25 protein-coding genes are annotated in these 25,103 nt (G+C 75.2%); 7 read left to right on the forward strand and 18 right to left on the reverse strand.

Features of this window, described 5'->3' with window-relative positions:
• The first annotated feature begins 55 nt into the window (after positions 1–55).
• Positions 56–796 (forward strand): class I SAM-dependent methyltransferase, encoded by a 741-nt coding sequence (locus OG989_RS05130; protein ID WP_327029829.1) that lies wholly within the window; start codon positions 56–58, stop codon positions 794–796.
• Positions 797–809: 13 nt separating this feature from the next.
• On the opposite strand, the gene OG989_RS05135 is transcribed toward OG989_RS05130, so the two are convergent.
• From OG989_RS05135 to OG989_RS05165, 7 genes are all read right to left on the reverse strand, one after another.
• Positions 810–1,568 (reverse strand): type III pantothenate kinase, encoded by a 759-nt coding sequence (locus tag OG989_RS05135; RefSeq protein WP_151456720.1) that lies wholly within the window; start codon positions 1,566–1,568, stop codon positions 810–812.
• A gap of 32 nt (positions 1,569–1,600) precedes the next feature.
• Positions 1,601–2,497: a carboxylating nicotinate-nucleotide diphosphorylase gene (gene nadC, locus OG989_RS05140; RefSeq protein WP_327029830.1), complete on the reverse strand. Its 897-nt coding sequence runs from the start codon at positions 2,495–2,497 to the stop codon at positions 1,601–1,603.
• Entirely contained in the window at positions 2,494–4,188 is a 1,695-nt protein-coding gene (locus OG989_RS05145) for an L-aspartate oxidase (RefSeq protein ID WP_327029831.1), read from the reverse strand. Before OG989_RS05145 ends, nadC begins: the two co-directional genes overlap by 4 nt.
• A gap of 128 nt (positions 4,189–4,316) precedes the next feature.
• Positions 4,317–5,198: a septum formation family protein gene (locus tag OG989_RS05150; protein ID WP_327031111.1), complete on the reverse strand. Its 882-nt coding sequence runs from the start codon at positions 5,196–5,198 to the stop codon at positions 4,317–4,319.
• Between the two features lie 191 nt (positions 5,199–5,389).
• Entirely contained in the window at positions 5,390–5,815 is a 426-nt protein-coding gene (panD, locus tag OG989_RS05155) for an aspartate 1-decarboxylase (RefSeq protein WP_327029832.1), read from the reverse strand.
• 36 nt (positions 5,816–5,851) lie between these two features.
• Positions 5,852–6,700, reverse strand: coding sequence for a pantoate--beta-alanine ligase (panC, locus tag OG989_RS05160; RefSeq protein WP_151457734.1), 849 nt, complete (start codon positions 6,698–6,700; stop codon positions 5,852–5,854).
• Between the two features lie 29 nt (positions 6,701–6,729).
• Positions 6,730–7,683, reverse strand: a complete 954-nt coding sequence (locus OG989_RS05165; RefSeq protein WP_327029833.1) for a Rossmann-like and DUF2520 domain-containing protein — start codon at positions 7,681–7,683, stop codon at positions 6,730–6,732.
• Positions 7,684–7,908: 225 nt separating this feature from the next.
• Between OG989_RS05165 and OG989_RS05170 the strand changes: the two genes are divergently transcribed.
• Together OG989_RS05170 and OG989_RS05175 are read left to right on the forward strand one after the other, a co-directional pair.
• Positions 7,909–9,150 carry an SAM-dependent methyltransferase gene (locus OG989_RS05170; protein ID WP_327031112.1) on the forward strand — a complete coding sequence of 414 codons (1,242 nt, stop codon included), beginning with the start codon at positions 7,909–7,911 and terminating at the stop codon, positions 9,148–9,150.
• On the forward strand, positions 9,147–10,316 hold the full coding sequence (locus OG989_RS05175; RefSeq protein ID WP_207914470.1) for an NADH-quinone oxidoreductase subunit D: 1,170 nt from the start codon (positions 9,147–9,149) through the stop codon (positions 10,314–10,316). The genes OG989_RS05170 and OG989_RS05175 overlap by 4 nt, the downstream gene beginning before the upstream one ends.
• A 70-nt stretch (positions 10,317–10,386) precedes the next feature.
• Here OG989_RS05175 and OG989_RS05180 read toward each other — a convergent pair whose 3' ends face one another.
• From OG989_RS05180 to OG989_RS05195, 4 genes are all read right to left on the reverse strand, one after another.
• Entirely contained in the window at positions 10,387–12,063 is a 1,677-nt protein-coding gene (locus OG989_RS05180; protein WP_327029834.1) for a hypothetical protein, read from the reverse strand.
• A 157-nt stretch (positions 12,064–12,220) separates the two neighbouring features.
• Positions 12,221–13,225 (reverse strand): glycine betaine ABC transporter substrate-binding protein, encoded by a 1,005-nt coding sequence (locus OG989_RS05185; RefSeq protein ID WP_442791908.1) that lies wholly within the window; start codon positions 13,223–13,225, stop codon positions 12,221–12,223.
• 321 nt (positions 13,226–13,546) lie between these two features.
• Complete coding sequence (locus tag OG989_RS05190) at positions 13,547–14,269, reverse strand: ABC transporter permease (protein WP_151456516.1); 723 nt, start codon at positions 14,267–14,269, stop codon at positions 13,547–13,549.
• Positions 14,266–14,952 (reverse strand): ABC transporter permease, encoded by a 687-nt coding sequence (locus OG989_RS05195; protein WP_327029835.1) that lies wholly within the window; start codon positions 14,950–14,952, stop codon positions 14,266–14,268. The genes OG989_RS05190 and OG989_RS05195 overlap by 4 nt, the downstream gene beginning before the upstream one ends.
• A 2-nt stretch (positions 14,953–14,954) precedes the next feature.
• Here OG989_RS05195 and OG989_RS05200 point away from each other — a divergent pair, with 2 nt between their 5' ends.
• Positions 14,955–15,956: an ABC transporter ATP-binding protein gene (locus OG989_RS05200; protein ID WP_151456514.1), complete on the forward strand. Its 1,002-nt coding sequence runs from the start codon at positions 14,955–14,957 to the stop codon at positions 15,954–15,956.
• 12 nt (positions 15,957–15,968) lie between these two features.
• Here the strand turns inward: OG989_RS05200 and OG989_RS05205 are convergent, their stop codons facing one another.
• The 7 genes from OG989_RS05205 to folP all read right to left on the reverse strand — a co-directional run bounded on the left by OG989_RS05205 (position 15,969) and on the right by folP (position 20,600).
• Complete coding sequence (locus OG989_RS05205; protein ID WP_311413186.1) at positions 15,969–16,466, reverse strand: hypothetical protein; 498 nt, start codon at positions 16,464–16,466, stop codon at positions 15,969–15,971.
• A gap of 60 nt (positions 16,467–16,526) precedes the next feature.
• A complete protein-coding gene (locus tag OG989_RS05210; RefSeq protein ID WP_327029836.1) occupies positions 16,527–16,841 on the reverse strand; it encodes a hypothetical protein in 315 nt (104 codons plus the stop codon).
• Positions 16,842–16,895: 54 nt separating this feature from the next.
• Positions 16,896–18,110 (reverse strand): ABC transporter permease, encoded by a 1,215-nt coding sequence (locus OG989_RS05215; RefSeq protein ID WP_442791909.1) that lies wholly within the window; start codon positions 18,108–18,110, stop codon positions 16,896–16,898.
• A 121-nt stretch (positions 18,111–18,231) separates the two neighbouring features.
• On the reverse strand, positions 18,232–18,774 hold the full coding sequence (locus OG989_RS05220; protein ID WP_132238636.1) for a DUF3180 domain-containing protein: 543 nt from the start codon (positions 18,772–18,774) through the stop codon (positions 18,232–18,234).
• 19 nt (positions 18,775–18,793) lie between these two features.
• Positions 18,794–19,321, reverse strand: coding sequence for a 2-amino-4-hydroxy-6-hydroxymethyldihydropteridine diphosphokinase (gene folK, locus OG989_RS05225; protein WP_311413188.1), 528 nt, complete (start codon positions 19,319–19,321; stop codon positions 18,794–18,796).
• Positions 19,318–19,683 carry a dihydroneopterin aldolase gene (gene folB / locus OG989_RS05230; protein WP_151456509.1) on the reverse strand — a complete coding sequence of 122 codons (366 nt, stop codon included), beginning with the start codon at positions 19,681–19,683 and terminating at the stop codon, positions 19,318–19,320. Before folB ends, folK begins: the two co-directional genes overlap by 4 nt.
• On the reverse strand, positions 19,680–20,600 hold the full coding sequence (gene folP, locus OG989_RS05235) for a dihydropteroate synthase (RefSeq protein WP_327029838.1): 921 nt from the start codon (positions 20,598–20,600) through the stop codon (positions 19,680–19,682). Before folP ends, folB begins: the two co-directional genes overlap by 4 nt.
• A 343-nt stretch (positions 20,601–20,943) precedes the next feature.
• Between folP and OG989_RS05240 the strand changes: the two genes are divergently transcribed.
• The 3 genes from OG989_RS05240 to OG989_RS05250 are packed head-to-tail and all read left to right on the forward strand — an operon-like array spanning position 20,944 to position 25,103.
• Positions 20,944–21,258 (forward strand): hypothetical protein, encoded by a 315-nt coding sequence (locus tag OG989_RS05240; protein WP_121401588.1) that lies wholly within the window; start codon positions 20,944–20,946, stop codon positions 21,256–21,258.
• Positions 21,259–21,271: 13 nt separating this feature from the next.
• Positions 21,272–21,634 carry a hypothetical protein gene (locus OG989_RS05245; protein WP_089003089.1) on the forward strand — a complete coding sequence of 121 codons (363 nt, stop codon included), beginning with the start codon at positions 21,272–21,274 and terminating at the stop codon, positions 21,632–21,634.
• A 49-nt stretch (positions 21,635–21,683) separates the two neighbouring features.
• Positions 21,684–25,103 (forward strand): ATP-binding protein, encoded by a 3,420-nt coding sequence (locus tag OG989_RS05250; protein ID WP_327029839.1) that lies wholly within the window; start codon positions 21,684–21,686, stop codon positions 25,101–25,103.

Raw genomic sequence — 25,103 nt, forward strand, 5'->3', positions numbered from 1 at the left:
AGGCCCCGAGCGTACTCAAGGCCCCAGCGAGGCGTTACGGGATAACCTGCCCGCCATGACGGACCCCACTCCCGCCCTGTCGTTCGGGGTCGCCGCACGCGAGTACGACCGGTTTCGACCCCGCTATCCGGAGGCCGCCCTGCGGTGGGCGCTCGCCGGGGTGGAGGCGCCCGCCCGCGTCGCCGACCTGGGAGCCGGCACCGGCATCCTCACCCGGGGCGTGCTCGCTCTCGGCCACGAGGTGGTGCCCGTGGAGCCGGACCCCGCGATGCGCGCCCAACTGGAGGTAGCCACCCCGGGCACGACTGCCCTGGCCGGCAGCGCCGAGGCGGTGCCGCTGCCCGACGGCACGGCCGACGCGGTGCTCGTCGGGCAGGCGTACCACTGGTTCGACCGGGAGCGGGCGCACGCCGAGGTCGCCCGGCTGCTCCGGCCTGGCGGGACGTTCGCCCCGATCTGGAACACCCGGGACGAGCGCGTCGACTGGGTCGCCGAGTTGAGCCGGATCGCCCACCTCGGCGACAACGCGGGCAGCGTGGTGGAGAAGTACGGCGACTTCGGCTCCGCCTTCGAGCCGACGGAGCTGGGGGAATTCGCCCACACCACGACGCTCACCCCCGACGAGGTGGTCGCGATGCTGCACACCCACTCCTTCTGGCTGACCGCGTCCATCGACGAACAGGACAGGATCGACCGGGAAATCGGCGAACTCTTCGCGAGCCACCCCGACCTGGCCGGTCGGGAGTCCGTCGAACTCCCCTACCGCACGTTCGTCTTCCGCGCCCGACGCCGCTGAGCCACCGCCACGCTCATAGGTTGCGCTCGTAGACCATCCGCAGGCCGATCAGGGTGATCATCGGCTCGTGATGCGTGATCGTGTGGCACTCGTTGATCACCAGCGAGGCCAGCCCGCCCGTGGCGATCACCGCGCTCACCTCGCCGATCTCCTCGATCATCCGCTCGACGATCCGGTCCACCTGCCCGGCGAAGCCGAAGTAGAGGCCGGACTGGAGGCACTCGACGGTGTTCTTGCCGATCACCGAGCGGGGCTTGGCCGCCTCCACCTTGCGCAGCTGGGCGGCCCGGGCGGCGAGCGCGTCGAAGGAGATCTCGATGCCCGGGGCGAAGGCGCCGCCGAGGAACTCGCCCCGGGCGCTGATCACGTCGAAGTTGGTGGTGGTGCCGAAGTCCACCACGATCGACGGCCCGCCGTAGAGGGTGTACGCGGCCAGGGTGTTCACCACCCGGTCGGCGCCCACCTCCTTCGGGTTGTCGATGGCGAGCTGCACCCCCGTGCGCACGCCGGGCTCGACGATCACGCTCGGCAGGTCCGCGTAGTAGCGGGCGAGCATGTTGCGCAGCGAGCGCAGCGCGGCCGGGACCGTGGAGCAGGCCGCGACCCCGGTGATCTCGACGGCGTCCGCGGCGAGCAGGCCCCGGAACTTCAGGCCCAGCTCGTCGGCCGTCGCCCGCGCATCGGTCTTGATCCGCCAGGAGTGCACCAGCTTGTCGCCGTCGAAGGTCGCCAGCACGGTGTTGGTGTTTCCGATGTCGATGCAGAGCAGCACGCTCGCAGCCTAGACAACGCCCGGCCGCCGGTTCACGCGGTGCGCAGGTCCATGGCGATGTCGAGGATCGGCGAGGAGTGCGTCAGGGCCCCGACCGACAGGAAGTCGACGCCGGTCGCCGCGTACCGCGCCGCCACGTCGAGGGTCAGCCCGCCGGTCGCCTCCAGCTCCGCCCGGTCCCCCACCAGGGCGGCCACCTCGGTGAGCATCTCCGGGGTCATGTTGTCCAGCAGCAGGAAGTCCGCCCCGGCCTCGACCGCCTCCACCGCCTCGGCGACCGTGTCCACCTCGACCTGCACGGGCACGTCCGGGAAGGTCTCCCGGACCCGGCGGAAGGCCGCCGTGATGCCGCCCGCCGCGAACTTGTGGTTGTCCTTGATCATCGCGACGTCGTGCAGGCCCATCCGCTTGTTCGTGCCGCCGCCCGCGCGGACCGCGTACTTCTCCAGGGCGCGCAGGCCCGGGGTCGTCTTGCGGGTGTCCAGCACCATCGCCTTGGTGCCGGCCAGGGCGTCCGCCCAGGCCCGGGTGTGGGTGGCCACCCCGGACATCCGGCAGAGCAGGTTGAGCGCCGTGCGCTCGGCGGTCAGCAGCAGCCGGGTGGGGCCGGTCACCGTGGCCAGCACGTCGCCGCGCGCCACCCGCTCGCCGTCGCGGGCCACCACCGACACCTCGACCGTACGACCGGCGCCGGTCGCCTCGCCGACCAGCTCGAACACGGCCGCCGCCACGGCCAGCCCGGCCACCACGCCGTCGGCGCGGGCCACCAGGTCGGCCGTGTCGGTCTGCCCGGCCGGGATGGTGGCGACGCTGGTGACGTCCAGGAGATCCGGGCCCAGGTCCTCGGCGAGCGCGGCCTCGACCGTCCGCCGCACCTGCGCCGGATCCAGGCCGGCGTCCCGCAGTGCCCGTTCCGTCGACTCCGTCATCGGGTTCCCTCCCACGTTTGCGTCAGCCGGCCCTGCGCCCCTACCGCGCCGACCAGGTGGCCGTGCCACCGCTCGTCGGCCGTCGGGAAGTCCTCCCGCCAGTGGCAGCCCCGGGTCTCCCGGCGGGCGTACGCGGCGGCGACCAGCGCCGACGCCACGGTGATCAGGTTCGTCGCCTCCCAGTCGGCCGTCCGGGGCCGGCCCCGGCCCTCGCCGAGCCCGGTCAGCACGCCGGCGGTCGCGGCGAGGGTCTCCGCCGAGCGGAGCACGCCCGCGCCCCGGGTCATCGCCCGTTGCAGCGTCGGCGTCGCCTCGGCCGGCACCACCCAGCCCTCGCCGCCCACCCAGGCGCCCGTCGCCGCCGGCTGGGCCTGCTCGGGCAGCCCGGCCGCGATGTCCTCGGCGATCCGGCGGGAGAAGACCAGCCCCTCCAGCAGCGAGTTGCTGGCCAGCCGGTTCGCGCCGTGCACGCCGGTGCAGGCGACCTCGCCGCACGCGTACAGCCCGGGGATGGAGGTGCGGCCGCGCAGGTCCGTGCGGACGCCGCCGGAGGCGTAGTGGGCGGCAGGGGCGACCGGGATCAGGTCGGTCCCCGGGTCGACCCCGATGGCCAGGCAGGACGCGACGATGGTCGGGAAGCGCCGGGCCAGGAAGTCACCGCCCAGGTGCCGGGCGTCGAGGAAGACGTGGTCCGCGCCGGTGGCCAGCAGGACCCGGTGGATGCCCTTGGCCACCACGTCCCGGGGCGCCAGCTCGGCCAGCTCGTGCTGCCCGACCATGAACCGCTTGCCGTCGCCGTCGACCAGGTGGGCGCCCTCGCCGCGCAACGCCTCGGAGACCAGCGGCTGCTGGGCGTGCCCGGTGCCGGGCACGCCGGCGCCGGCCGGGGTGATCAGCGCGGTCGGGTGGAACTGGACGAACTCCACGTCGGTCACCGCCGCGCCGGCCCGCATCGCGAGGGCCACCCCGTCCCCGGTCGACACGGCCGGGTTGGTGGTGGCCGCGTAGATCTGGCCCATCCCGCCGGTGGCCAGGACGACCGCCCGGCCCAGGATGGCGCCCACGCCGTCCTCGCTGCCCTCGCCGAGCACGTGCAGGGTGATGCCGCAGGCCGGGCCGAGCCCGTCGGGGCCGTCCCCGGGGGCGCGCAGCAGGTCCAGCACCAGGGCGTGCTCCACCAGCCGGATCCACGGGTCGCGGCGCACGGCGGCGTGCAGGGCGCGCTGCACCTCCGCACCGGTGGCGTCGCCGCCGGCGTGCACGATCCGGTCGGCCCGGTGCCCGCCCTCCCGGGTCAGCATCAGCGAGCCGTCCGGGTTGCGGTCGAACTCCGCCCCGATCCGCATCAGCTCACGCAGCCGGGTGGGGCCCTCCTCGACCAGCACCCGCACCGCCGCCGGGTCGCAGAGCCCCACGCCGGCGATCTCGGTGTCCGAGGCGTGCGCGGTCGGCGTGTCCTGCGGGTCGAGCACGGCGGCGATGCCGCCCTGCGCCCAGCGGGTCGACCCCTCGTCGATGTCGACCTTGGTCACCACGGTGACGTGCAGCCCCGCCTCGCGCAGGTGCAGCGCGGCGGTCAGGCCCGCCACCCCGGAACCGACCACGATCACGTCGGTGGTCTCCACCCAGCCGGGCGCGGGGGCGGCCAGCAGTCTGGGCAGCGCCGGCAGGTCGACGGTCGGAAGGTCCATACCCACAGTCAACCCGAAGGGTCCTCGCGGGGGGCGGCGGGGGCGGGACGAGTGGTTTGGGCCATGGGGTCCCGAGCCGGGCAAGCTGGCCGGCGCCACGCGTGGAGCCGCCTGCGTGGGCCGGCGCGCTACCGCGTCCGGACCGGGAGGGCCGCCGGGCCCGCGCCCCGCAGCGAGCCGGTCACCGTACGGTCGTCGAGCCAGAGGTAGCAGCGAACGCCCCGGTCGCCGACGCGCCACCGGCCCGCTCCCGGCGGACGGACCACCACCCCGCTGCGGAAGCGCAGGTCGGCGTCGTCGGGCACCCTCACGTAGCGGCTGAGCACCGAGCGGCAACCGGCGTACAGCGGGGCCCAGTCGGCGGCCCGGGTCGGGTACGGGCGGTCGGGCGCCCGCCACACCCCGACGAACTCGGCGTCGTGCCGGGCAGCGCAGTCGACCGGGAGCAGCGTCCGCACCGAACCGCCCCGGGAGCGGGCCTGCTGGCAGCCGAGGCGTAGCGGGGACGGCCCCCGCAGCGCGTCCCGGAGGCTGCCGGTGCGGACCACCACCGTGGCGGCGGCCTCGACGGTGCTCACCTCGGTCAGGTCGCACCGGTACCAGCGGGCGCCCGCCGTCCAGCCCGCCCCGGACGGCACCGCCACCGCCAGCCGCAGCCGCCCCGCCCGCCAGTCGGCGCCCACGTGACCGGTCGCCCGGCCGTCGCAGTCGGCGAAGGCGCCCCGCAGCTCGGCCGAGCCGCCCGGCGGCGGGGCGGGCCGCCCGGCCGGGAAGGCGCCCACGTGCACGGTCTCGACCCGGTGCGGCGCGGCGCAGTCCACCGGCGTGTACGCCGCCAGGGTCACCACGTCGACGAAGTCGGCGACCTGGCACACCCCGGCGGCCGGGGTGAAGGGCCCTGCGGCGGGTGGGGCCGCCCAGTCGTCGACCAGGTCACCGTCCAGCCCGCCGGCGTCGGCGCAGCCGGCCAGGAGCGCGGCCGTGGCGACGGCAGCGAGCAGGGTGGTCATCGCACGGCGCACAGCGGCCTCCCCCAGCCACCCGCGTCTCTCGACGGGCAACCAGACTACCCAGGGATGACCTTCCGGTGACAGACCGCACGCACGGTCGCTTCCCGCACCGCCAGGGTCCTGCGGTCACGAAGGGTACGAAAGCCCACAGAATGCCGCCGGAGGACCGGGCGGAGGCGGGACCGGGCGGGTCAGACGGCGGCGGCGAGGGGATTGGGGATCGGGGCGCCGGCGGTGCCGGGTGCAGCGGTGGTCGGGTCGGCGTTCAGCTCGACGACCCGGTTGTCGGCGTCGACGTGCACGACCCGCGGCCGGTAGGCGCGGGCCTCGGCGTCGTCCATCTGCCCGTACGAGATGAGGATGACCAGGTCTCCCGGGTGCACCAGGTGGGCGGCGGCGCCGTTGATGCCGATCACGCCGCTGCCCCGCTCGCCCGGGATCACGTACGTCTCCAGCCGCGCCCCGTTGGTGATGTCCACGATCGCCACCTGCTCGCCGGGGATCAGGTCGGCGGCGTCGAGCAGGTCCTCGTCGACGGTCACCGAGCCGACGTAGTGCAGGTCGGCCTGGGTCACCGTGGCCCGGTGGATCTTCGACTTGAGCATGGTGCGCAGCATCGGGATGCCTTTCGCGGAAGGTGGCGGGGGCGGGGTTCAGGAACGGGGGGCGAGCCGGATCGCCGCGTTGTCGATCAACCGGGTGGCGCCCACCCAGGCGGCCACGAGCAGCCGCGCCGGCCCGGAGACCGGCCCCGGTTCCAGGTCCGGGTCGGTGAGCACCAGGTAGTCGAGGCGCGCGCCGGGCGTACCGGCGCCGAAGGCCGCGTGCGCGGCGGCGAGCACCGCCCCCGCGTCACCGCCCTCGTCGGCGGCCGCGGCCCCGGCCCGCAGCGCCGCGGACAGGCTCAGCGCGGCCTCCCGCTCGGCCGGGGACAGGTAGCGGTTGCGGCTGGACAGGGCCAGCCCGTCCGGCTCCCGCACGGTCGGCACGCCGACCACCTCGACCGGCACGTCGAGGTCCCGGGCCATCCGCCGCACCAGGGTCAGCTGCTGGTAGTCCTTCTCGCCGAAGAACGTCAGGTCGGCGCGGGTGAGCTGGAGCAGCTTCAGCACCACGGTGAGCACCCCGTGGAAGAACCCGGGGCGGCTCTGCCCCTCCAGGTCCTCCCCCAGCGGGCCCGGGTTGACCCGCACCCGGGGCTGGCCGTCCGGGTACATGTCCGCCACGGCGGGGGCGAAGACCACGTCCGCGCCCGCCCGCCGGCAGATCTCCAGGTCGGCGTCGAGGGTGCGCGGATAACGGTCGAAGTCCTCGTTCGGGCCGAACTGCAACGGGTTGACGAAGATCGTGACGAGCACGTGGTCGGCGCGCTCCCGGGCCGCCCGCAGCAGCGTCTCGTGCCCGGAGTGCAGCGCGCCCATGGTCATCACGACGCCCACGGTGCCCTTGAGCCCGTCGCGCGCCGCAGCCAGCTCGGCGCGGGTGTGCACCAGTTCCGTCACCTGTCCCCCTCCGTCCACCGTCGGCCCGGTCACGCCGCCACCTCGCGCCGGTCGCCGGCGAGCACGCCGAGCAGCGACTCCGCGTCGACCGGCCGCAACCGGCCCGCGGCGATGGCCCGGTCGGCCGTACGCCGGGCCAGGGCCAGGTAGGGCGCCACCGACTCGGGGGCAGTCGCGGCGAGCCGCGCCAGGTGGCGCTCGACCGTGCCGGCGTCGCCCCGGGACACCGGCCCGGTCAGCGCGTCGTCGCCGAGGCGCAGCGCGTTCTCCAGGGCGGCCCGCAGCAGCGGGGCGAGCACCTTCTCCGGCTGGGCCACCCCGGCGTCGCGCAGCCGGTCGGCCGCCTCGTTGACCAGGGTCACCAGGTGGTTGGCGCCGTGCGCCAGCGCCGCGTGGTAGAGCGGCCGGTCCGCCTCGCCGACCCACTCCGGCACCCCGCCGAGGTCGGCGACCAGCCGGGCGGCCAGGGGGCGCAGCTCCGCCGGGGCGGTCACCCCGTACGAGATGCCGGCCAGCCGGGCCAGGTCGTCCGGCGTACCGGTGAAGGTCATCGCGGGGTGCAGGGCGAGCGGGCGGGCGCCCGCCGCGGCGGCGGGGGCGAGCACGGCCAGCCCGTGCGCGCCCGAGGTGTGCGCGACCACCTGGCCGGGGCGCAGCGCGCCACCGTCGGCCAGGGCGGCGACCACCCCGGCGAGCGCGTCGTCGGGCACGGCGACCAGCAGCAGGTCGGTGGCCGCCCGCGCCACGGCGGCGGCGGAGCGGCGGGACACGTCGGGAAGCAGCAGCGCGGCCCGGGCCCGGGAGGCGCCGGAGCCGGCTGTGACGGCGACGACCCGGTGGCCGGCGGCGGCGAGTGCGGCGCCCAGCACGGTGCCGACCCGGCCGGAGCCGACGACGCCGACGGTGAGGAGACGGGGGGTGGCGGCCGGCGGTACGGCGGCCCCGTGGGGGGCGGCCGAACGCGGGCGCGGGGGTGCGCTCATGGGCGACGATCCAGTCCTCGAGAAGGGGTACCGGTCGATGGCAAGTATGCGCCGGGGTTACGGAAGCGGGACAAGGATGTGTGAAAACGTTCACCGGCGGCACCGGCGGCACACCCGGGGATGGAACGTCCGCTCCGACCGGCTGACCGTAGGGTCGGGCCGGTGACGCACGCCGTACGGCCGGCCGGTGGCGGGCAGGACAGGCAGCTCGGGAGGAACGAACTGATGCCGGAGCGCTGGCGGGACGCGATGGAACGGTCCCTCTACGGGCCGGGCGGCTTCTTCGTCTCCGGGTCGGGCCCCGCCGGCCACTTCCGCACCAGCGTGCACGCGTCTCCGGCCTTCGCCGATGCGCTGCTGCGGCTCGTCGAGCAGGTCGACGCCGCACTCGGCCACCCCGCCGACCTCCGCGTCGTGGACGTAGGGGCGGGTCGGGGCGAGTTGCTGCGTGCGCTCTCCGCCGCGTTGGGGGTTGCCGGGGAGCCCGCCCGCTCCGGACGGTCAGGCTTGATCCCTCCGCGGACGGGCTCCCCGGCAACCCCGACTCCCCCGGCCGCCGCCCGGCCCTCGGCCTCTTCCGGCCCGCCGGCCGCCGGTCCCGCGCCCTCCGCGTCGGTTCCGCTCGCCTCCCGGGTACGCCTCACCGCGGTCGAGAAGGCAACCCGACCGGCCGACCTGCCCGACGGGATCGACTGGCTCGACGAGATTCCCGACGGGATCACCGGGCTGCTGGTGGCCACCGAGTGGCTGGACAACGTGCCGCTCGACGTGGCGGTGCACACCGCCGAAGGGTGGCGCTACCTGCTGGTCGACCCGGCCACCGGCGAGGAGACCGTGGACGACCCGGTCGACCCCGCCGACGCGGACTGGCTCACCCGGTGGTGGCCGGTGCCGGCGGCCGACATCGACGGGACCGGCCCGGCCGGGTCGGGGCTCCGGGCGGCCCGATCGGCGGAGGGATCAAGCCTGACCGCCCGGAGCGACCGCCCGGAACCCCTGACAGCAGTCAGAGCCGAGATCGGCCGGACGCGCGACGAGGCCTGGGCCGAGGCGGTGGGAAAGCTCGACCGGGGGCTGGCGCTGGCGGTGGACTACGGGCACCTGCGGGACGGCCGGCCCGTGGACGGGACGTTGACCGGGTACCGGGGCGGGCGGCAGGTGCCCCCGGTGCCGGACGGGAGCCGCGACGTCACCGCGCACGTCGCCGTCGACTCGGTCGCCTCCGCCGGCGCCCGGGTCGCGCGGTGCGCGTACGACCTGGTGTCGCAGCGGGAGGCGCTGCGGGCGCTCGGGGCCGACGGCGGCCGACCCCCGCTCAGCCTGGCCGCCAGCGACCCGGCCGGGTACGTGCGGGCGCTCGCCGCCGCGTCGGCGGTGGCCGAGCTGACCGACCCGGCCGGGTTGGGTGGGCACTGGTGGCTGCGGCAACCGGTCGGCGTCGACCCCGGGCCGTTCATGGCACGATGACGGGCATGACCACGGACGCCGGCGACCTCCGCGAGCTGACCGTCGGCACCGGGGCCGGCGGCGATCAGCTCGGCACCGACATGGTGCTCAACATCGGGCCGCAGCACCCCTCCACGCACGGCGTGCTCCGGCTCAGGCTGGTGCTCGACGGCGAGCGGGTGGTGGCCTGCGAGCCGATCGTCGGCTACATGCACCGGGGCGCCGAGAAGCTCTTCGAGGTCCGCGACTACCGACAGATCATCGTGCTGGCCAACCGGCACGACTGGCTCTCGGCCTTCTCCAACGAGCTGGGCGTGGTGCTCGCCGTCGAACGGCTGATGGGCATGGAGGTGCCGGAGCGGGCCACCTGGCTGCGGATGGCCCTCGCGGAGCTGAACCGGGTGCTCAACCACCTGATGTTCCTCGGCTCCTACCCGCTGGAGATCGGCGCGATCACGCCGATGTTCTACGCGTTCCGCGAACGGGAGACCATCCAGGCGGTCATGGAGGAGGTCTCCGGCGGCCGGATCCACTACATGTTCAACCGGGTCGGTGGGCTCAAGGAGGAGATCCCCGCCGGCTGGACCGGCCGGGCGCGGGCCGCCATCGCCGAGGTCCGCCGGCGGATGCCGGACCTGGACAACCTCATCCGGCGCAACGACATCTTCCTGGCCCGTACGGTCGGCGTCGGGGTGCTCTCCGCGGCGGACGCCGCCGCGTTCGGCGCGTCCGGGCCCGTCGCCCGGGCCTCCGGCCTCGACCTGGACCTGCGCCGCGACGAGCCCTACCTGGCCTACGACCAGCTGGACGTGCCGGTCGTGACGAAGACCGCCGGGGACTGCCACGCCCGCTTCGAGGTGCTGCTCGACCAGGTGTACGCCTCGCTCGACCTCGCCGAGCAGTGCCTGGACCGGGTGGACCGGCTCACCGGGCCGGTCAACACCCGGCTGCCGAAGGTGCTCAAGGCCCCCGAGGGGCACACCTACGCCTGGACCGAGAACCCGCTCGGCATCAACGGCTACTACCTGGTCTCCCGGGGCGAGAAGACGCCGTGGCGACTGAAGCTGCGCACCGCGTCGTACGCGAACGTGCAGGCGCTGGCCACCCTGCTCCCCGGCTGCCTGGTACCGGACCTGATCGCCATCCTCGGCTCGATGTTCTTCGTGGTCGGCGACATCGACAAGTGACCCGGCCGCGTACGCCCGTCCGGTCGCGACGGGCGGCGCGGCGGCTGCCGGTCGGAACCGACGTCCGGGGTCAGCGCCAGCGGTCGGCGTTGCGGGCTCCGCCCGCGCGGGGCTCGTCGTCCTGCGGCGGGTAGCCGTAGGGCTCCTCCTGCCGCCGGCCGTACCGCTGCGGCTCGGGCTCCGCCCGACGGGTGCGGTGCGCCTCGGGCTGACCGGCGTCGTGCCGCGCCTCGGGCTGCTGTCCCCGCTGACGGGGCGCACGCCACTCGTCGGGCACCGGCACCCCGCCGGCCGGCAGGGCCGGGGCGCCGTCCGGCTCCGACCAGCCGCCGCGCCACCCGTCGTCCGCCCGGTCCGGGCCCCGGCGCGGCTCGTCCCGCCGGACCGACGCCCAGCGGTCCGCGACCCGGTACTCGGTGCCGGTGGCGTCCGCGTGCACCTCGGCACGCCGCTCCCCGATCCGCAGCTCCCGGCCCCGGTCGTCGTCGCGCACGGCCGCCCACCGGTCCCCGGCGCGCAACTGCGACCAGTACTCCCCGCTCTCCGCCCCCGCCTCGTCCGGCGGGTACGCCCGGCCGTGCCCGCGCGCTTCGACCGGCGCATCCCAGCCCGGTGCCCCCGCGCCGCCCCGACCCGGGTCGGCCCGCTGCTGTCCGCGCTCGTCGTGCCGCCCCGGCCACTCCCGCTCGTCGCGCTCGCCGGACCACTCCCGGCCGCCGGGCTGGGCGGGCCGGGGCCGGTCGTCCCGGGCAGCCCCGGGGCCCGGCCGCGACACGTCGTCTTCCCGGCGTGGCCGGTCGTCGTGACGGGACCGGTCGTCGTGACGGGACCGGTCGTCCGGTTCGCCGTGCCCGTGACCGGCCCAGGAACGGTCGTCCGGCTCACCCGGCCACGGCCGCTCCTCCTGCTCCGGCGACCAGCGTCCCGCGTACCCGCCGCCGTAGCGGCTCCCGCGGTCACCGGGGACGGACGCGGCGCCGTCCACGATGGTGTGCCGGGTGGTGACGTGCACGGTCTCGGTGTGCCGCACCACCCCGAGCGAACGGGCCGAGGGCTGGCCCGTCGGCTCCGCCGGCCGGGCCGCCCCGTACACCCCGGCCGTTCCGCCGGCGGCCGGCCGCTCCGGGCCGTACCCACCGGCCGTGCCCGGGGCCGGCCCGTCCGTGCCGTACCCGGCGGCCGGGGCGGCCACGGGCCGCGCGGCACGCGGAGTCGGCTGCGGCCTGCCGGCGGGCTCCTCGTCGTCCCGGTCCGCGCGTCCCCGGCGGTGCACCGCGTCGTCCTGGTCCGGCACCTGCCTGCGGCCGGGGACCGCGTCGTCGACGGACGCCCGGGCCCGGCCGGCGCCGGCCGGGGCGTCGACGCCGGCCAGCGCGGCGCTGCTCGCGTCCAGCCGCCGACGCAGCGCGGCGACCTCGTCCTGCGCCCGCTGGGCGTGGTCGAGCGCCTGGTTGCCGCGTTGGGCGGCGGCCACGATCTCCCCGCGCAATTCGCGGCGGAGTTCCTCGATCTCGTCCAGCAGCTCGTCGGTACGGGCCGGGCCCGCACCGTCGGCGCGCAACGCGATCGACAGGCCGATCAGGACGACGGCCAGGATGGCCAGCACGGCGGCGAACCGCAGCGGGCCGTTGCCGTCGGCGACGAGCAGGATCAACGCCGCCACCGGCGCCAGGGCGACACCGATCCAGAAGAGCACGGTGAGCAGTGACGGACTGCGCTTGTAGGCGGGGGCGACCGGGGCTGGCATGGGTCCGGAGCCTACCGAGAGCTGCGCCGCCCGGGAAAGGGTGAACGGGGCATCCGGCATCTTCGCCGCCGATCGCCCCGCCCGCCGTCGACCGGCCGACCGCGCCGCCCGCCCGTCGGCCGCCGGCGGCACAAAGTCACCGGCGGCCGGTCGGGCATCAGCCGACGGCCAGTGCGCCGTCCGAGGAGAACACCAGGCCCACGCTCGCGGCCCCGGTCTTCAGCGCGTTCTTGGTCTGCGGGCCGCCCTGGTCCAGCGAGCTGAACGAGCCGGCCTTGAAGTCGTAGACCTGGACGAGCCCCGCCTGGCACTTCGGCCGCTGCGGGCACTCCGGCGGCCCGGCCAGCACCGTGGCCTGGCCCGAGCACTTGGCGGCCAGCTCGGAGAGCGTGCTGACGCCGTACTTGTCGGCGAACGCCTTCGTCACGGCGAAGGCGTTCTGGTCCTGCGCGGCGGCGGGCGTGCCGAAGACGAGGCCCGCCTTGTCGCCGGCCGCCTTGAGCGCCGCGACGGTCTTCTCCAGCTCCGGCGACGACACCGGCTGGGCGTCCTTGCCGTTGGCCTTGGTGTTGAGGAACTCGGCCATGGTCGCCGCGTACTCCGGGACGACCTGGATCTCGCCCTTCTCCAGGGCCGGCTCGTAGAGCTCGCGGTTGCCGATCTGCTGCACCTTGGCGTCGTAGCCGGCGGCCGTCAGGGCGATCTTGTAGAGCTCGGCCAGGATCTGGTTCTCCGTGAAGTTGGCCGCGCCGATCACGATCTGCCCACCGGGGCCCTTGGCGATGCCCGCGGTGACGCCGTTGGCCGCCGCGAACTCCTCGGCCGCTTTCTGGGCCGTCTTGCGGTCCACGTCGACGGCCTTGTTCAGCTGGATCAGCTTCGGCGTGTCGAGCGCGGCCGAGACCTTGTCCAGCGCCGCGATGAGCTGCGGGTTGGCCGCGTCGGCGTTGACCGCCGGAATGACGTTGTCGGTGTTCTGGAGCTTCTTGTCGTCGTCGAGGACGACGAGCTGGTCACCGGCGACCGGCGCGCAGCCGGCGCCCGAGGCCGCCTGCTCCGGGGCGTCCGTGCCGGAGGAGCCGGCGTCGCCGCAGCCGGTCAGCAGCCCCGCCGCGGCGATGGCTCCCACCGCACCGACGGCCAGGCGTGTACGAGCGCGCATCAGTGCCCGCCTTCCGTGTCCCGGCGCGACCCTGCCGGGCCGGCCGCGTGTCCGACGGGCGATCTCCGTCCGGCCGCCCGCTGTGTCCCACGGGCGGCTCGCGTTGCGGCCGCCCGGTTTCCCACCCCAACATCTTCCACGCGGGACCGACAACCCGAGGCGAGGTTTGTCACCGGATCGTCACCGGAAGTCAGCCGCGCCACCCCGTCATCGAGATGTTCCGGGGTCCGTGGCGTCGAGGCGTTCCGGTCCCCGTGCAACGGTGGCCGGGTACGGCCACGCAACCCACCCGGCGCAGGAATCCGGGTGGGCGGCCGACGCTCAGCCGCCGGCCACCGCCTGCGCCGCCCGGCGGCGCGCCCGACGGCGGTCCGCCCGCAGCGGGCGCGGCGTGACCAGCCGCTCGACCAGGGCCAGCACCAGTTCCAGCAGCATGGCGAGCCCGGCCACCAGCACGCCGCCGGCGATGATCTGGCCGCCGCCGGCGGCGATGTCCAGGCCGAAGCCCGCCCGGATGATCTGGCCCAGCCCGCCGCCGTTGACGAAGGACGCCAAAGCGGCGGTCGCCACCACCTGCACCGCCGCCGTGCGGAACCCGGCCGCCAGGTAGGGCACCGCCAGCGGCAGCTCGACGCGGCGCAGCAACTGCCACCCCGAGAAGCCCATCCCGCGCGCCGCGTCCCGGGCCTCCGGATCGGCCTGCCGTACCCCCGTGTACGCGTTGGCCAGCAGCGGCGGCACGGCGAAGACGGCCAGCGCGACCACCACCGACGGCCGGCCGAACCCGAGGAAGGTCAGCGGCAGGATGGTGAGCAGGGCGAGCGTGGGGATAGCGAGCGACACGTTGGACACCAGCACCACCAGGCCGCCGCCCCGGCCGGTGTGCCCGAGCCAGAGCCCGATCGGCCAGGCGACCAGGCAGCCGAGCGCCACCGCCGCCGCCGACATCGACAGGTGCTCGCCGAGCCGCTCCAGGACGCCACCCGGGTTCGTCCAGTTCAGCGGATCGTTGAGCCAGACCACCGCCGCCTCGACCGGATTCACCGGGACCGCCCCTTCAGCCACGGGGTCAGCAGCCGGCCCGCACCGGCCAGGACCAGGTCGAGCACCAGGGCGAGCAGGACGCAGAGCAGCGTCCCCGTCATGATCTGCGCCTTGTAGAAGTTGTTCTGGAAGCCGGCGAAGATGAGCTGCCCCAGGCCGCCACGCCCGATCACCACGCCCACGGTCACCAGGGCCACCGTGGAGACGGTCGCCAGCCGCAGCCCGGTGAGGATGCCCGGCAATGCCAGCGGCAACTCGACCCGGAACAGGCGGCCCCAGCGGCCGTACCCCATCCCCTCCGCCGCCTCGCGGACCTCGGGGGGCACCTGGTTGAGCCCGGCGACGGCGTTGCGGACGATCACCAGGAGTGCGTAGAGGACCACCACGCTGAGCGCGGTCGCCGCGCCGATGCCCAGGTAGGGGGCGACGAACGCGAAGAGCGCGAGCGACGGCACCGTGTAGAGCACCCCGGTGAGGGCCAGGACCGGCCCGGCGAGCGAGCGGTACCAGTAGGCGGCCACCGCCAGCGGCAGCGCGATCAGGGCGGCGATCAGCACCGCGCGAGCCGTCAGCGAGGTGTGCTCACGCACGGCGGCGAGGATCGTGTCAGAGTTGTCCCGCACGTACTGCCAGGAGAACCACGGGTTACCCGGGTCGGCCCGGTAGCTCAGGCGGAAGGACATGTGTGGACGTTACCCCGGAGGGCACCGCCCCCGCCGAACCGCGCGCGGCGTCGATCACGCTCGAGGGCATCCGCAAGCAGTACCCGGACGGCACCGAGGCCGTCCGCGAGCTGAGCCTGGACATCAGGGCCGGCGAGCTGGCGGTGCTGATCGGACCGTCGGGCTGCGGCAAGTCCACGGTGCTCCGGATGGTCAACCGCCTCATCGAGCCGACCGGCGGCCGGATCCTGCTCGGCGGCGAGGACGTCACCCGGGTCGACCCGGTCCGGTTGCGCCGCCGGATCGGCTACGTGATCCAGAACGTCGGGCTCTTTCCGCACCAGACGGTCAGCGCCAACGTCGCCACCGTGCCCCGGCTGCTCGGCTGGCCCCGTCAGCGCAGCCGCAGCCGGGTCGACGAGCTGCTGGAACTGGTCGGGCTCGATCCGGCCACGTTCGGCCGCCGCTACCCGCACGAGCTCTCGGGCGGTCAGCGGCAACGGGTCGGGGTCGCCCGGGCCCTCGCCGCCGACCCGGTGGTGCTGCTGATGGACGAGCCGTTCTCGGCCGTCGACCCGATCGCCCGGACCCGGTTGCAGGAGGAGTTCCTCCGGTTGCAGGCCGAGGTGCGCAAGACCATCGTGCTGGTCACCCACGACCTGGACGAGGCGGTCCGGCTGGGCGACCGGATCGCGGTGCTCTCCGAGGGCGGGCGCCTGGAGCAGTTCGACACCCCGGCCGCTGTGCTCGGCGCGCCCGCCACGCCCTTCGTGCGGCAGTTCGTGGGCGCCGACCGGGGCATCCGCCGGCTGGCGGTCACCCCGGTCACCGGCGAGGCCGTCGAACCGTTGCCCGAGACCGGGGTGGCCGAGCTGCCGACGATCCCGCTCGGCGGCTCGGCGTACGACGCGCTGGGTGTGCTGCTGACCTCGGCCGCGGACCGGGTCGTGGTGACCGACGGGGGGCGGCCCGTCGGCGTGCTCAGCCGGGCGCGGCTGCTCGAACTGGGCGCGCCCGAGCGGTGAGGCGCAGCCCGGTCAGGCGCGCCCGCCGAGGCTGGCCGCGCCGATGATCCACCCGGACAGGAAACCGTAGGTCGCGCCGGCGCCGCCCGCCTGGATCGCCGTGAGCAGCGACGGTTCCGGGCCGAGGAAGGCGGCGATCAGGGAGGCGAAGCCGCCGGCCAGGACGTACGCGGCCCAGCCGGAGAAGAACTGCGTCCCCGACCCCTGCACCCGGGCCACCTGCGAGGTGGGCAGCAGGTAGAGGAAGAGCGCCGCGAGGATGACCAGCAGGACGGCCCGCAGGTTCGCCACGAGCAGGTTGCCGGTCGCCCCGTCGCCGTTGAAGAGCCACGCCGGCCAGGAGAGCAGTTGCAGGTACCAGCCGCCGGCGGAGTTCGGGTCGGTGCCGGCGGCCCAGCCGACGTACGCCGGGCTGCCGCAGACCGCGACCAGGAGGAGCGCCGCGAGCGCGCCCGTGCCCGCCGCCGTCCCGTAGCGACCGCCGGTGCGTGACGGGTTGGTGAGCGCCATGATCGGCTCAGTTCCCGGCGGACCGCGGCGGGCAAACCTGCTTGGGGCCGGCGGTCGCCGTCACCGTCGCGGGTGCTTCATCAGGTAGTCGATGAACGCGGCCCGCAGCAGCGGCGCCGACTCCTCGTAGCCGTGCCCGGTCAGCTCGCGCCACAGCGCCGCGGCTTCGTCGATCGTCGGCCCGACCGAGTTGGGCGCGCCGTCGAGGACGGCGGCCTCGTCCGCGTTCGGCAGGTGCCGCAGCACGGACCAGAAGAAGCGCACGTCGTGGCGCTCCCGGGCGACCGCGAACGCCCGCTCCCGCAGCTCCTCGGTGGACAGCGCGTCGAGTTCCTCGAACGACGGGCCGGCGGAGGACGATGGTGTGTCGGTCATGCCGCCGAGCCTAACCGGCGAGATCACTCCCGGCCCGGTGGACGCGGCGCCGGCTCACCGCTCGCCGGCGTCCCACCGGCGCGGGCCGCTCTCCCAGCCGGGGTCGCTCCACGGGTCCACCGGGCTCTCGGGGGACCGCCTCGGCACGGCGGGCGGCCAGTCGCCGACCGGGTCCGCCGGGGGCGCCGTCCAGCCCGTGCCGATCCGGCCGTCCCCGGCGGGGACCGGTTCCGCCGCCGCGCCGGTCGCCGGCCGCCCGTACGCCTCGACCAGCCGGGTGGCCAGCAGCCCGACGCCGAGCGCCGCAGCGCCGACCGCCCACCGGCTCACCGTCCAGCCCCGCGCCTGCGCGTACGCGGAGAAGACCGTGACCAGGCAGACCGCCAGCAGGGTGCCGAAGACGCCGCCCCGCCGGCCGTAGGCGCTGGTGCCGGCGAGCAGCGCCAGGCCGACCGCGAGCACCGTCCAGTCCAGCCCCGGGTCCGGCGCGACCGGGGCGGCGTCCCGGCTGGCCGTCAGCATGCCGGCCAGCGCGGCCAGGACCGTGGAGCCGACGAGCGCGCCGGAGGTGACCACCGCCGCCACCGCGCCCCGACGGCGGGCGGGATCCACGACCGGGCGGAACCGGCCGACCACCCGGCGGACGGCCCGCACCGAGCCGAACAGACCGCCGAGCACCGCGACGGCCGCGAACCCGACGAAGAGGTGCAGCGCGCCGCGCTCCGGGTCGTAGTCGCCCTGCGGCAGGACCGACGCCGAACGCTGCTGGATGTACACGACCACCCCGGCGGCGGCGGCGAGGGACGCGGCCCAGCCGGGCACGTGCAGCACCACCACGACCAGCGCCAGGGCGATCCCGCCCAGCGCGGCGACCAGCAGGGCCGGGCCGGCGGCGGCGCTGACGCCCCGGTCGCCCTGCTCGGCGACGTGCAGCGCGGCAGCCACCGCCACGGGGCCGACGGCCAGGTTCACGGCGGCCGTACGCAGGGTCAGCCCGGCGGCCAGCGCCAGCAGCCCGAGCACGACCGCGTCGAGGAGCAGGGAACGCAGCCCGTCGCCGCGCAGCGCGGCCGGTTCCTCACGCCAGAGCAGGTACGCCAGGACGACCGACGCGGCCAGGAGCAGCAGCTCCCAGACGACGTGCACGGCGAACCGGTCGCGGCCGGGCTCACCATGCGCGGGGTCGTCGAAGACGTTCTCCAGGACGGAGGCGGGGATGCCGGACGAGGGCTCGGGGGACGGCTCACGCCCCGGTTCGTCGTACCGCATGACGCCGCCTCCCACGTGGCCGCCGTCCAGCCTGGCCCGACGCGCGGGCGGACCGGGGCGGCGTTGCTCTCCGGTCGCAGGCACCGTACCCGCGCGGGAGGCCGGGCGTAACCCCCCGGGATCAGCGCGGGCCGGGGCGGCCCTCCCGGCCGCCGGGCTCGCGGTCCTCGTCGTCCTCCTGCTCGGGAACCCGGCAGGAGCGCTCCAGCCAGAGCGCCGCCCCCGTCAGCGCCAACCCGGCGAGCAGGCCGGCACCGGCGATCGGCCGGTCGCCCATCGCGGCGTCGGTACGCTCCACGAAGAGCCAGCCGGTCAGCCCGGCGTAGAACCCGGTGAAGATCGCGCCGGCCAGCGCGGAGGCCTTGGCGAGCACCACGAACCGGGCCACCAGCAGCGGATTGACCGGCTCGCGGCCCGGCCTGCGCTCGATGCGCCCCCGGGTGTTCACGGCGGCGTACGCCTCCAGCACGGCCAGCGCGGCGAGCGTGACCACCGGCAGCCAGGGCAGCTCCGGCAGGTAGTCGTAGTAGAGGGTGCTGATCAGCAACCAGGCCACCGCGGCGGCGCCGAGGGCGGCCACCACCAGGGTGGAGATCCGGGTGGGGCCCATCCGGGACCGCTCGGGGCCCGTCCCGCCCGGTCGCGGGGACTGCGCCTGCGTCATGCCGGCCGGCTCCACTGGGTCATGCCGTCGACTCTATCGCCAGATCCGGCCGGGGGCGCAGATCCAGCGCGTCGTCGGCCACCGGAGGAGTGTTGAGCAGGTCGGTCAGCCAGCCGTGTCCGGGCAGCCGCCCGTACGGCTGGAGGTCGATCCACGGCCGCAGCACGAAGGCCCGCAGGTGGGCCCGGGGGTGCGGCAGGGTCAGCTCCGGGTCGTCGCTGAGCACCGGCTCGTCGCCGTCGGCCCACACGGCGATGACGTCCACGTCCAGGGTGCGCGGCCCGAAACGCCGCTGCGGGTCGCGGGTGCGCCCGGCGGCGCGCTCCGCCGCCCGGGCGCGCTCCAGCCAGTCGTACGGGGTAGCGGCCGGGTCCTCGGCGAGCAGCGCGGCGTTCAGGTACGCGGGCTGGTCCGCGTCCCCCCACGGTGGAGTCTCGTAGACGCCGGAGACCAGGAGCACGCTGTCGCCGAACGTCGAGACGGCGGAGCGCAGGTGGGCGAGCCGGTCGCCGAGGTTGCTGCCCAGCGAGAGCAGGGCGCGGGTCACCGGTCCCGCCGCCGCGTCATCGTGACGGCCACGTCGGTGAAGGCGTGCGGGACGGGCGCCTCCGGCTTGTGCACGGTGACCGTGGCGGCCTCGACGCGGGGGTCGGCCAGGCAGACGGCCAGCAGCCGGTCGGCGAGCGTCTCGATCAGGTTGACCGGCTCGCCGGTCACCACCGCGACCAGCCGCTCCGCCAGTTCGCCGTAGTGGACGGTGTCGCCCACCTCGTCGGAGCGGGCCGCCGGGGCGAGGTCCATCTCCAGGACGGCGTCCACCACGAAGTCCTGGCCCTGGGCGCGCTCGAAGTCGTACACCCCGTGCCGGCCGTGCGCCCGCAGGCCGGTCAGCTGGATCCGGTCGGTCATCGGTCTCCTCCGTGGTCGGCGGTGCGGTCCGCCCGGCCGGCGCCGGCGTGGGCCGCCCGGGCCCCACCGGTGGCGGCGGGCGCCAGGCGGGGCGCGCCCGTGGCCTGCCAGACGGCGAGGGCGTCCACGGTGGCCCGGACGTCGTGCACGCGTACGCCCCAGGCGCCGGCCGCCACCGCGAGCAGGCTGGTGGCGACGGTGGCCACGTCGCGGCCGTCCGTGGGGCGGGGGGTGCCGTCGGGACCGGCCAGCAGCCGCCCCAGGTACGACTTGCGGCTGGACGCGAAGAGCAGCGGGAAGCCGAGGTCCAGCAGCTCGGACAGGCGGGTGCTCAGTTCCCAGTTGTGCGCGGCCGTCTTGGCGAAGCCGAGCCCCGGGTCGACGACGATGCGGTCGGCGGCGACGCCGGCCCGCAGCGCCTCGTCGACGCGGCGGCCCAGCTCGGCGCGCACGTCGGCGACCACGTCGGCGTAGCGGGCCAGCTCACCCATCTCCCGGGAGTGGCCCCGCCAGTGCATGAGCACCCATGGGCAGCCGGCGTCGCGGACGACTCGGGCCATGTCGGGGTCGGCGAGGCCGCCGGAGACGTCGTTGACCACGGCCGCGCCGGCGGCGAGGGCCGCCTCGGCGACCCGTGCGCGGGTGGTGTCGATGCTGACCGGCACGCCGGCGGCGGTCAGTTCCCGGATCACGGGCACCACCCGGGCCGTCTCGGTCTCCGCGTCGACCCGGTCGGAGCCCGGCCGGGTGGACTCGCCGCCGACGTCCACCAGGTGGGCGCCGTCGGTCCGCAGCCGCACGCCGTGTCCGACGGCGGCGTCGAGGTCGGCGTACCGTCCGCCGTCGGAGAAGGAGTCGGGCGTGACGTTGAGGACGCCCATCACCACCGGGTCCGAGGCCCGTACCAGATCGGTCACGGCTAGACGGTACCGGTCGGCCGGAGCGCCCCGGACGGACCGGGTCGAGGGCGATGACATGCGCATTCGAACGGGTGTACGATCGGTCGTCCCGGTCGGATCGGGCAGACTCTTCGCGGCTTGTCGCAAACAGTGGGTGCCCGTACGCTTTGGAACTGCCCGGCATCGAGATGGCGAAGCCTGGAGGGAGGGCCGAAGCGGGAGAATCCGCCCAAAGCCCACCACCCTCCGTGGTGGGTAACGAACGCAGGGTCGCCGACGCTGCGCACAGGGAGCACCGTTCCCGCCAGGCATGACTACTGCACCACCGCGGCGCCGCCGGCCGCGACTTGGGGAGGTTCCAGTGATCGCCATCGAGCTGATGGAGACGGCGACGTCCGCCGCCGCCCACACGCTCTCCGCCCTGGCGTCGACTCCACTCGCCGAGCCTGCGCCCAAGGGCATCGACACCGAGGGTGTCGTCACGTTCTTCGCCAGCAAGATCGCTCCGATCCTGCTGGCCGTGCTGGGCGTCATCTTCATCGGGCGCGCCAGCCGGGGTGAGATCTCCAAGGTCCTCACCAGCTCGGCGATCGCGATCGTCGGGCTCGCCTTCATCGCCGGAGCCGCCACACTCTTCTTCATCGGCGACTACCTGATCGACCTGATCTTCGAATAGGCGCGGGCACGAGATGCGGCTGCGCACCGACGACGACATCTACCGGGCTCGCCTGGTCTACCTCGGGCCGCCCGGCTACACCCTTCCCGTCCACCTGCCGTACGCCCAGTACGGGCTGTTCATGCTGCTCGTTCCCCTCTACATGTTCATCCACTGGCTGTTCACGTTGCAGGTCGAGCTCTTCCCCGCCTGGGAGATCGCGCTCGCCATCGTGAGCACCTCGTTCATCTTCCGGTACGTCGATCCGGACCGGCCCGCGCGCATGGTGATCCGCACCGCGCTGACCGACTGGCGACGGACCCGGGAGCCGGCCGCGGAGCAGCGGGACCCCCGCCTTGTCGGCAGTCGGATCAGGATCCGGGAGGAACTGGCATGACCGGTCGCACCCCGACCAGGCAGTCGAACGACGCGGATGAGGCGGTCGTATGAATCGCAGTTCCACGCCGGGTTCCCCGGCAGGGCGTCCGGCCGTCCCGCACGGTAACCGTGCGCGGTCGTTCGACTACCCTGACGATCCCGAGACGGACGAGGTCTCCCTCGACCCGGCCCTGGTGACGACACCCGGGCACGGTGGCGTGGGCGTCTTCCAGGCCCCCCGGCCGGCGCCACGCCGGACGCCGCCGCCGGCCGAGCCGCAACCCGCCGACAGCGCCGACATCGACTCGCCCTTCCTCGACCTGTTCGGCGGCACGCACCCCGGCGCGACCCGGCCGACGGCACCCCCGCAGCGGGCCGGCGGGCGGGAGCAACCCGCCATCGGCCAGCAGCCGCCCGCCGCCACGCCAGCCCCGGCGGCGCTCCCGCCGGCTCCCGCCCCCCTTCCGCCGCCCCCACGCGCGGGTCACGGGGCCGACGCCCACCGGACCGGCCACCCGGCCGACGCGGCTCCCCGGACCGGCCAGCCGGCCCACCGGACAGCCCCGGGGGTGACGGCCGCCGACCAGCCCCCGGCCGACGCGTACGAGCCGCCCGCCCGAGCGGCCAGGTCCCGGGTACCGCACCAGTCCGGGGACCGGCTGCCCACGCTCCGCCCACTGGCGGAGGCAGAGGACGTGCCGCCCGTCGCGGCGGCACCGCCGACGTCCCACCCGGCGCCCCGCCAGCACGCGGCACCGCTCGACCCGCCCGCGCCGGACCCGGCGTCCGAGCCGACATCCCGCCGCACCGGGGAGCGCCCGCCGGAGCGGGCCGGCCGGGAGGTGGCGCCGCCGCGCCAGCGCTCCGCCGGCCGGCGCGACCAGCCCGTCAAGCCCACCAAGCCCACCCGGGTCAAGCCGCCGAAGATCAAGTTCGGGGACCGGGACCCGGCGGTCGAGCTGGCCATCACCGAGATCGCCGGCCACCTGACCTTCACCCCCAACACCGTCACCGCCTGGTACTGGCTGCCCGAGGTGCGCTGGGCGTTCCGGCCGGACGCCGAACGGGAGGCGCTGCTCTCGGCGATCTCCGAGCAGTACGCCGGCCTGGCCGGCTTCCGCCTGCACCTGCGGCGCACCACGCGGCCCTTCCCGGCCGACGAGTGGGCCCGCACCATCGACGCGCACACCGCCGCGCCGCTGCCCGACGTGCCCGGCACCGCCGGCTGGGGCGACCACCTCGTGGCCGCGCAGCGGCACCTGCTCTCGGTCAACCACGCCGAGGGGCAGACCTACCTCGGCGTCACCTTCGCCCGGCGCGCCCTCGGCGACTCGCTCACCGAGCGGCTGCTGCGCACCTTCGGCCGGGGCGTCGCCGAGGGCGAGCGCCGCAAGCTCGGCCGCACCGTCGAGCAGTTCGACGAGGTGCTGGGCGCATTCGGCATGCGCGGCCGGCGGGTCACGGCACAGGAACTGGAATGGCTGCTCTACCGCTCGGTGGCGCTCTGCATGGCGCCGCCCGGTCAGCTCTCCCCGCTCACCGACGGGCAGTGGGAACGCGGCGACCTGCTCGCCCTCACCGAGCAGGTCGAGCGCTACCGCACCCCGTACGGCTCGACCGTCAAGCTGGTCAACCGGATGACCGGCGAGGAACGGCACGTCGCCGTGCTGGCGGTCGGCCGGATGGAGCCCCTGGAGATCCCCGAGCGGCACGAGCCCTGGCTGCACTTCCACGAGCGGCTGCCGTGGCCGATGGAGCTCTCCACCCGCGTCGACATCCTCGGCTCCGGCGACTCCTTCCGTAACCTGGAGCACCGGCTGCGGATGATCCGCTCCCAGCAGCTCGACTACGCGGAACACGGCATCGACGCCCCGCCCGAGCTGGAGCGGCTGGCCAAGCGCGCCCTCGTCATCGGCGACGAGATGACCACCGGGCTGCCGGTCGACTCCGCCCGCGCGCACGGCTGGCACCGGATCGCCGTCGGCGGCCGCAACCGCGAGGAGTGCCTGGAGCGGGCCCGCCGGCTGATCCAGCTCTACTCCCGCGAGCTGCGGATCTCGCTGCAACACCCGAAGAACCAGGACTGGCTGGCCCGCGAGTTCATCCCCGGCGAGCCGATCGCCAACACCGGCTACGTCCGGCGGATGCCGGTCAACCTGCTCGCCGCCGCGCTCCCCCAGGCCGCCTCCACCGTCGGCGACCGGCGCGGCGACCTCATCGGGCGCACCGCCGGCACCTGCCGCCGGCCGGTCTTCCTCGACCTGCACTTCCCGATGGAAGTACGCGAACGCTCCGGGCTCGCCGTCTTCGTCGCCGAACCGGGCGGAGGCAAGTCCACCCTGCTCGGCGCACTCGGCTACCTCGCGGCCCGACGCGGGGTCCAGGTGACGCTGCTCGACCCGTCCGGCCCGCTCGCCCGGCTCTGCGCCATGCCGGAGCTCCGGCCGTACGCGCGGGTGCTGAACCTGACCGGCTCCGAGCACGGCACCCTGGCCCCGTACTCGCTCATCCCGACGCCGCTGCGCAGCGAGTTCGGCACCGGGGCCTCGGGCGACCGGGAGTTCGAGATCGCGGTCTCCAACGCCCGCGCCGAGCGGCGGATGCTGGTGCAGGACATCTGCATGATGCTGGTGCCCCCGCAGGTCGCCCGGGAGGCGTCCACCGCCACCCTCTTCCGGCACGCCGTACGCCAGGTGCCGGCGGAGGAGACCTCCACCCTGGACGACGTGGTCGCCTGCCTCAGCCAGCTCGACGACGACGCCGGCAAGGAACTGGCCAACCTGCTGCTCGACACCGCCGAGATGCCGCTGGCCATGCTCTTCTTCGGCCGCCCGCCGGAGGGACTGCTCGGCGCGGACGCCGCCCTCACCGTGATCACCATGGCCGGGCTGCGACTGCCCGACCTGAAGATCGAGCGGGAGTACTGGTCCGCCGAGGAGGCGCTGGCTCTGCCGATGCTGCACACCGCGCACCGGCTCGCCGTACGCCGCTGCTACGGCGGCTCGATGTCGTCGCGGAAGCTGGTCGGCCTGGACGAGGCGCACTTCATGGAGGGGTGGCGCTCCGGACGGTCGTTCCTGGTCCGGCTCGCGCGCGACTCCCGCAAGTGGAACCTCGCCGCGCTGGTCGCCTCGCAGAACCCGCGGGACATCCTCGGCCTCGACGTGCAGAACCTGGTCTCGACCGTCTTCGTCGGCCGGATCGCCGAGGACGCGGAGATCGCCTCCGAAGCGCTCCGCCTGCTGCGGGTGCCGGTCAACGACGGCTACGAGGCCACCCTGGCCTCCCTCTCCACCGCCGACGCCACCAGTTCGAGCCGGCTCGGCTTCCGGGAATTCGTCATGCGGGACGTCGACGGCCGGGTGCAGAAGGTCCGGGTCGACGTCTCGTACGTCGACGGGCTGCTGGACCACCTCGACACCACCCCCGCCGCGATCGCCACGGCGGCCGGGGTGCTGCCGGCAATCCTGCCGAACATGGAGGCGTGA

Source organism: Micromonospora sp. NBC_01740 (assembly GCF_035920365.1).
GTDB classification, from domain to species: domain Bacteria; phylum Actinomycetota; class Actinomycetes; order Mycobacteriales; family Micromonosporaceae; genus Micromonospora; species Micromonospora reichwaldensis.